Below are 5,518 nucleotides of genomic sequence, written 5' to 3'. Positions count from 1 at the left end.
GCCGCCAGATCATGCGCTACAGCCCCCGCCAGCTGCTGATCTTCGATATCTACGAAAACTGCGCCTATGAGCTGGAGATGGAGCTGCGCAACAAGTACGGCGCCGACGCCCACATCATCACCCTCATCGGCTCCATCCGGGACAAAGCCCGCCTGGACGAGGTATTTGAAACCTATCATCCTTCGGTGGTTTTCCATGCGGCGGCCCACAAACATGTGCCCCTGATGGAGACCAGCCCTGCCGAAGCGGTAAAGAACAATGTTTTCGGCACCAAGAATCTGCTGACCTCCGCCGCCGAGCATGATGTGGAGCGGTTCGTGCAGCTGTCCACCGACAAGGCGGTGAACCCCACCAACGTCATGGGCTGCACCAAGCGCATCTGTGAAATGCTCATCCAGACCTTTGCCAGCAACACCACCATGAAGTGCATGGCGGTGCGCTTCGGCAACGTGCTGGGCAGCCACGGCAGCGTCATTCCGCTGTTTGAAGAACAGATCAAGCGGGGCGGCCCCGTGACCATCACCCACCCGGACATCGTCCGCTATTTCATGACCATCACCGAGGCCGCCCAGCTGGTGCTGCAGGCCGGCGGTCTGGCCAAGAGCGGCAGCATCTATGTGCTGGATATGGGCGAGCCGGTGCGCATCATGGATCTGGCCAACCGGCTCATCCGCTTCTACGGGTATGAGCCCGGGGTGGATATCCCCATCGAGATCACCGGCCTGCGCCCCGGCGAAAAGCTGTACGAGGAGCTCATGCTGGATTCCGAGCAGGACAAGATGCTCAGCACCGCCCACAACAAGATCTTCATCGCGCCGCCCATGGAAATCGACCTGGCCCATTTCTATGAAGAATTGCAGAACCTGCAGGTCTGTGCTGAGCACAACGACGAAGCGGTGGTCATGGGCCTGCAGCGGATTGTGGGGCGGTACCATCCCAACCGCAAACTGAACGAGGACCATACCGTCAGTGCGGCCCACGGCAATACGTCCATCATTGACAAGAGTGAGATCGAACACGCGGTGGCCCAGCAACAGGCCGTCATGGAGAGCAAAAAGGAGGGCAAGGATGTATCGTAATTATATCAAGCGCCTGCTGGATCTGCTTCTCTCGGCGGTGGCGGCGGTGGTGCTGGCCATTCCCATGGCGATTCTGGCCATCTGGATCAAGATCGACTCCCCGGGCCCGGTGTTTTTCAAGCAGCGGCGGGTGGGGGCCCACAAGACCCATTTCAACATTCTGAAATTCCGCACCATGCGGGGGGACACGCCCCACGACGTGCCCACCCATCTACTTAAAAACGCCAATTCCTACATCACCAGAAGCGGGGCTTTCCTGCGCCGCACCAGCCTGGACGAACTGCCCCAGATCTACAACATCCTGGCAGGGCAGATGAGCATCATCGGCCCCCGTCCGGCTCTGTACAACCAGTATGATCTCATTGAGGCCCGGGACGCGGTGCACGCCAACGATATCCGCCCGGGACTGACCGGCCTTGCCCAGGTCAACGGCCGGGACGAGCTGCCCATTGACGTGAAGGCCCGCTATGATGGCGAATATGCTGCCGACATCACCTTCCGCAAGGATCTGGCCATCTTCTTCCGTTCCATCACCTACGTGTTTGAACGCCGCGGCGTGGTGGAAGGCGGTACCGGTGCCATGGAAGAGCAGAAGAAGGAACAAAAATAACGCTGCAAGCGGTTTTTGTTACGCAATGTCCGGCTTTTTGGCCGGACATTGGCATTTTGACGGAAAAAACAGCCTCCTGTTTTTCCTGAAAAAACAGGCAAAAAAGGCGCCAAAACAAAACTACACAAGAAAATATTGAAATTCTCGTTGAAATATGTTGCAAAAGTCAAGTTGATTGTGTAAAATATACATCAGGGACCCGTCGCTTTGGGTCAAAATAACGGCAGAGTGGCCGGCAGGAATTCATGCGGCGGTTTGGTCATTCAGCACAATGGTAAGGAGAGGCAGCTTATGGCAAACAGGGTATTCCAAAATGTGGTCTACCAGATGAAGGACGCAATCGACCGCGTTGTGGGTGTGGTGGATGAAACGGGGGCTGTGATCTCCTGCTCCGAGCTGGGGCAGATCGGCGAAGTGCGGGAAGGCTTTGCGGCCAGCCGGCTGACGGCGGGGGACGCCTTTGTCAAGGACGGCTACGCCTATCACCAGTTCTCCAACGCCAAGCACAACGATTACGCCGTCTTTGTGGAGGGCAGCGATACCACCGCCAGCCAGTTCGCGGCGCTGCTGTCCATCAGCCTGCAGAGCATCAAGCAGTACCACGACGAGAAGTTCGACAAGACCAACTTCATCAAGAACGTGGTGCTGGACAATATCCTGCCCGGCGATATCTACGCCAAGGCCCGGGAGCTGCATTTTGTGTCTGATGTGCAGCGGGTTGTCCTGCTCATCCGTGTCACCAGCGGCAATGATATTTCCGCCTATGATGTGGTCAGCGGCCTGTTCCCGGACAAACAGAAGGACTTCGTCTTCAATATCAGCGAGAGCGATACCGTCCTGGTCAAGGAAATCCGCCCCGACACCAGCACCCGGGATATGGAAAAGCTGGCGGCCTCCATCGTGGACAACCTGCAGGGCGAGCATTACATTAAAGCCGTGGTGGGCATCGGTACCCCCATCGGCAACATCAAGGATCTGGCGGCCAGCTTCAAGGAAGCCCAGATCGCCATGGAAGTGGGCAAGGTTTTCGACACCGAAAAGCAGGTCATCTCCTACGATCACCTGGGCATTGCCCGCCTGATCTACCAGCTGCCCACCACCCTGTGCGAAGCCTTCCTGCATGAAGTCTTCAAGCAGGACAGCATCGACAGCCTGGACTCCGAAACGCTGTTCACCATCCAGCGCTTCTTTGAGAACAACCTCAACGTGTCCGAAACCAGCCGCGGCCTGTTCGTGCACCGCAACACCTTGGTTTACCGTCTGGAGAAGATCAAGAAGCTCACCGGCCTTGATCTGCGCAAGTTCGATGATGCCATCGTATTCAAGGTGGCCCTGATGGTCAAGAAGTATCTGTCCGCAAATCCGGCCAAATACTGAGAATCATACCTTTCCGGCGCTCCGCTCCTTTGGATCGGAGCGCTTTTTCTTGTGCTCCGTTTTTGCTGTGACGCGGGCCCGAAAAATCCGTTCAGGATAAAAGAAGGCTCCTTTCCCAAATTTTACAAACTTATCACAACTGCCGGTCTGTACCGCGAAAATCACGTTTGTACAAGAGAAGTCCGCCTGCGGCAATCTTGACGCAGGCAGGGATTCATGGTACATTAGTATCTGTATCGTTCTGCCCGTTTTGGGGCAGGGAAGTGTCGAGAAGCGCAGGAGAATGCCATGATTCAATTTGAACACGTATCCAAAGTGTATGAAACGCAGAGCGACGAGAACGTCGCCCTCGAAGATATCAATATCCAGATCGAAGAAGGGGAATTCGTCTTTATCCTGGGCCACTCCGGCGCGGGCAAATCCACCTTCCTCAAGCTCATGCTCATGGAAGAAAAGCCCACCGAGGGCAAGGTCTTCATCAACGGCCAGGACCTGACCAAGCTGCGCCGCCGCAAGGTGCCCTACATGCGCCGCCAGATGGGTGTGGTGTTCCAGGACTTCCGCCTGATCCCCACCATGACCGTGTATGAAAACGTGGCTTTTGCCATGCGCGTGACCAATATTTCCACCAAGGTCATCAAGAACCGGGTCCCCTTTGCCCTGAGCCTGGTGGGTCTGGAAGACAAGATGGATCGTCTGCCCGACGAGCTTTCCGGCGGTGAGCAGCAGCGTGTGGCGGTGGCCCGTGCTCTGGCCCACGGCCCCAAACTCATCATTGCCGACGAGCCCACCGGCAACATCGACCCCGAAATGAGCATGGACATCATGCAGCTGTTCGAGGCCATCAACAAGGTACATATCACCGTGGTGGTGGTCACCCATGAACACGAACTGGTGCAGAAACTGGCCAAAAAGTACAACAACCGTGTCATCACCCTGGCCCACGGGCAGGTTGCCTCGGATACTTCCCACCCGGAAGTGGCCGAAGAGTATAAAGCCCGCATGCGGGAAATGGGCATGGAACCGACTTATCTGTAAGGGGGCTAGATGATGCGTTTTTCCAGTTTTACTTATCTGGTGGGGCAGGGCCTGCACAATATGCGGGCCAACCGCCTGATGACCTTTGCCTCCATGGGCGTGCAGATCGTCTGCATGATCCTGGTGGGCGCGGCGCTGCTGTTCGGCATGAACATCGACGCCATGGTGGACTATATCGGCGAACAGAATGAAAGCTATGTCTACTTGGTGGACGGTCTGTCCGATGAGCAGATCACCGCGGCCGGCGACGCCATCAAGGCGGTACCGGGGGTGGTTTCGGTCACCTATATATCGCCCACCGACGTGCTGACAGAGTTTGACGGCATGCTCCAGAACTACACCAACCTGATGGACACCTTCTCGGAGGACAACCCCTTCCACTCCATGTACAAGGTGGTGGTGGATGATGTTTCCAACATCGACGCCATCATTGAACAGCTCCGGGTCATTGAGAATGTGGAAAGCGTCAGCGCCACCCGGGAACTGTCCAAGCTCTTTGTCTCTATCCAGCGGGTGGTCAACTACGTCAGCTATGGCCTGGTGGCGGTGCTGGCCCTGGTCAGCATCGTGGTGATCAACAACACCATCCGCCTGACCGTCTTTGCCCGCCGCAAGGAGATCGGCATCATGAAGCTGGTGGGTGCCACCAACGGCTTTATCCGGTTTCCCTTCTTTGTGGAGGGCGTTACCTCCGGTCTGATCTCCGCGGCTGTTTCTTCCGGCGTGGTCTGCAGCGCCTATTATGCCCTCTACCGCTGGTACCTGGAAAACCCGTCCAACCTGTCCAACCTGCTGGGCGGCACCCTGGTCCCGCTGGAAAGTGTGTGGTATTACATCGTCATCGGCTTTGTGGCCTTTGGCTTCGTCATGTGCGGTATCGGTACCGCCACCAGCATCCGCAAACACCTGAACGTCTGACCCCTACGGTGGAGGAATTCCAAAACATGATCTCTCTTGCAGTGAAAAAACACATCCGTCAGGCTGCCACCGTGGCCCTCACCCTGGTGATGGCCACGGCCCTGGTTTTCCAGGCGGCCACGCCGGCTTACGCCGACGACAAACAGAAGGAGCTGGAAGACAAGAAAAATCAGCTCCAGCAGGAATTGGAAGACATTAAAAACCAGCAGTCGGCCAACCAGGAAAACCTGGAAAATGCCCAGGACCAGAAAGAACAGCTGGAAGCCAAGAACACCGAACTGAAGCAGGAAGTGAAACAGATCTCCAACAAGCTGGATGATATCAAGACCAAGATTGGTGAGACCGAGGACGCCATCACTGCCAAGCAGGAGGAAGTGGACCAGAAGCAGGCGGAGTTTGACGCCCGCTGGGATGGCTTCAAGGAGCGCATGAGCAGCATGCAGATGCTCCATTACAGCGGCGGCATCGACATTCTGTCCAATGCCACCAACCTGTT

General features: G+C 56.5%; 7 protein-coding genes. 6 read left to right on the top strand and 1 reads right to left on the bottom strand.

Annotation, left to right across the window (positions count from 1 at the left end; all coding sequences use genetic code 11):
- The 3 genes from Q0K17_RS11235 to Q0K17_RS11225 form a co-directional block, all read left to right on the top strand.
- Nucleotides 1-1,079 (top strand): UDP-N-acetylglucosamine 4,6-dehydratase family protein (locus Q0K17_RS11235; RefSeq protein WP_294542996.1); only part of this gene is annotated, 1,079 nt, incomplete at its 5' end.
- Entirely contained in the window at nt 1,069-1,689 is a 621-nt protein-coding gene (locus Q0K17_RS11230) for a sugar transferase (protein WP_294542995.1), read from the top strand. The genes Q0K17_RS11235 and Q0K17_RS11230, both read left to right, overlap by 11 nt.
- Nucleotides 1,690-1,980: 291 nt before the next feature.
- Complete coding sequence (locus Q0K17_RS11225) at nt 1,981-3,066, top strand: helix-turn-helix domain-containing protein (RefSeq protein ID WP_294542994.1); 1,086 nt, start codon at nt 1,981-1,983, stop codon at nt 3,064-3,066.
- Nucleotides 3,067-3,069: 3 nt separating this feature from the next.
- On the opposite strand, the gene Q0K17_RS11220 is transcribed toward Q0K17_RS11225, so the two are convergent.
- On the bottom strand, nt 3,070-3,291 hold the full coding sequence (locus Q0K17_RS11220; protein ID WP_294542993.1) for a hypothetical protein: 222 nt from the start codon (nt 3,289-3,291) through the stop codon (nt 3,070-3,072).
- A gap of 63 nt (nt 3,292-3,354) precedes the next feature.
- Here Q0K17_RS11220 and ftsE point away from each other — a divergent pair, with 63 nt between their 5' ends.
- The 3 genes from ftsE to Q0K17_RS11205 form a co-directional block, all read left to right on the top strand.
- Complete coding sequence (gene ftsE / locus Q0K17_RS11215; RefSeq protein WP_294542992.1) at nt 3,355-4,104, top strand: cell division ATP-binding protein FtsE; 750 nt, start codon at nt 3,355-3,357, stop codon at nt 4,102-4,104.
- Between the two features lie 12 nt (nt 4,105-4,116).
- Nucleotides 4,117-5,022: a permease-like cell division protein FtsX gene (gene ftsX, locus Q0K17_RS11210; RefSeq protein ID WP_294542991.1), complete on the top strand. Its 906-nt coding sequence runs from the start codon at nt 4,117-4,119 to the stop codon at nt 5,020-5,022.
- 26 nt (nt 5,023-5,048) lie between these two features.
- Nucleotides 5,049-5,518: hypothetical protein (locus tag Q0K17_RS11205; protein WP_294542990.1), on the top strand; the 470-nt coding region annotated here is incomplete at its 3' end.

This window comes from uncultured Gemmiger sp. (genome assembly GCA_944388105.1).
Lineage (GTDB): Bacteria > Bacillota > Clostridia > Oscillospirales > Ruminococcaceae > Gemmiger.
Note: the sequence above shows the minus strand (reverse complement) of the source record. Positions and strands in the feature narration are given on the sequence as shown.